Below are 1,455 nucleotides of genomic sequence, written 5' to 3'. Positions count from 1 at the left end.
GGAGGCCCCACGCCGGTATCTCGAGGTTGATCAGCCGGGCGACGTAGGTCTTCGGTCGCACGAAGGCGACCGAGAGGACGCCGAGGGCGAGGATGACGAAACCGAGGATGAACGCGGTATTCACGTCTCGGCCCTCCGGACAGCCATCAGAACAAATATCGTCGATATCGGGGCGATGAGGGAGGCCACGATCGCGACGTCCAGGTAGCCGCGGTCCACGATGAACGGCAGGGCGCCGGAGACCAGGATCCCGAGCGCGATCAGCTTCGCGTAGGGGTCCTTGAGGAGCGCGGCGGAAAGAGCGCCCGCGAGCGCGATGAGCCCGAAGACGACCTGCAACTCGAAAATCACCGCTTCACCCCCCCGGCGTAGGTGCTTGCGATGGCGTTTGCCTCCAGCGTCGAGCCGACGAAGTAGGCTGCCGCCGCAATGAGGGTGATCGGGTGATCGAGCAGCAGGACGAGGCTGCCTGCGACGGCGAAGTTCAGGACGTTCGCGTACGGGAACCTTCGGCCGGTGTTCCGCTCGAGGATGGCTCGTGCGGCGGCAAAGACCGCGATCGCGGCGACGACGTAGAGCGCGATCACTCCCGGATCCTCCAGAGCCGTCCAAGGAGCCGACTCGCGTGGGTATGGGAGAGCCCCTGGATGGTGAGGATGGCAATCACCATCCCCGCGATGAAGTCCGAGGCGGCAAACCCGACCTGGGTGAAGCCGTAGACGACGAACGTGGCGAGGACCGCGCCGGTGGTCCCGGCGTAACCGGGGTCGTGGCAGATGCGGTTGCCGATGTAGACCATCAGGGCCGCCGCGAGCCCGCCGGGGATGCCGGCGACGTAGACGCCGCAGGCGGCAAGGAGCGTCCCGGCCGAGGCGTCGGGGGAGCAGACGATGTTCCCCATCATGGTGCCGCCGGAGAGATCGCCGCCGCCGGCCTCGATGTCCTGCGCGATGGCCGTGGCTCCGCTGACGCCCCCCGCCTCCGGCAATCCGAAGAAGATGTCGACGGTTACGAAGAGTATCCAGCTGATAATGGCCGCTGCCAGGATATGGAGGATCTCGCCCAGCATTTCAGTTCAACTACAGGAAAATACGGTTGATCAATTCAATAAAGGTTTTGTTGTTACCATTTCGGGCATGATTCGGCCGAAATGTGGCCCCGGCGCGCCTCCGGCCTGATTGCCCCGGGTTGATTTTGTATGTAATGTAATGTATTTTATATACATTATATGTTTCCACAGATATTCCCGGTGCCGTTGTTGCCGGATCCGGGGCCGCCGGGCGGAGAACCAGAGGGTACTGCAGGGATGCAAACGGCATCGGGTTGCTCCCCTCCGGGGGAGCCGCCGCCTACGGCGACCTGTCGAACACCGGGAACAAGTATAATGCTCACGGCGCCGACATATATGGCACGCGGGGGTTGCCGAGCCAGGTCAAAGGCGCTGGATTTAGGGTC

The 1,455-nt window shown here is 63.4% G+C and carries 3 protein-coding genes; all 3 read right to left on the bottom strand.

The genetic code is table 11. The features are described from left to right. Window positions 1-120: 120 nt before the first annotated feature. Genes PLN84_RS13315 through PLN84_RS13305 form a run of 3 tightly spaced genes read right to left on the bottom strand, consistent with a single transcriptional unit; the run spans window position 121 to window position 1,069 of the window. Window positions 121-351 (bottom strand): DUF2108 domain-containing protein, encoded by a 231-nt coding sequence (locus tag PLN84_RS13315; protein WP_292384392.1) that lies wholly within the window; start codon window positions 349-351, stop codon window positions 121-123. Next, a complete protein-coding gene (locus PLN84_RS13310) occupies window positions 348-587 on the bottom strand; it encodes a DUF2109 family protein (RefSeq protein WP_348532187.1) in 240 nt (79 codons plus the stop codon). Before PLN84_RS13310 ends, PLN84_RS13315 begins: the two co-directional genes overlap by 4 nt. After that, entirely contained in the window at window positions 584-1,069 is a 486-nt protein-coding gene (locus PLN84_RS13305; protein WP_292384388.1) for a hypothetical protein, read from the bottom strand. The genes PLN84_RS13310 and PLN84_RS13305 overlap by 4 nt, the downstream gene beginning before the upstream one ends. Between the last annotated feature and the right edge of the window lie 386 nt (window positions 1,070-1,455).

Origin of the sequence: Methanoculleus sp., assembly GCF_035363275.1 — an archaeon.
Classification (GTDB): Archaea; Halobacteriota; Methanomicrobia; order Methanomicrobiales; family Methanoculleaceae; genus Methanoculleus.
This window is presented reverse-complemented; position numbering and strand designations above follow the sequence as displayed.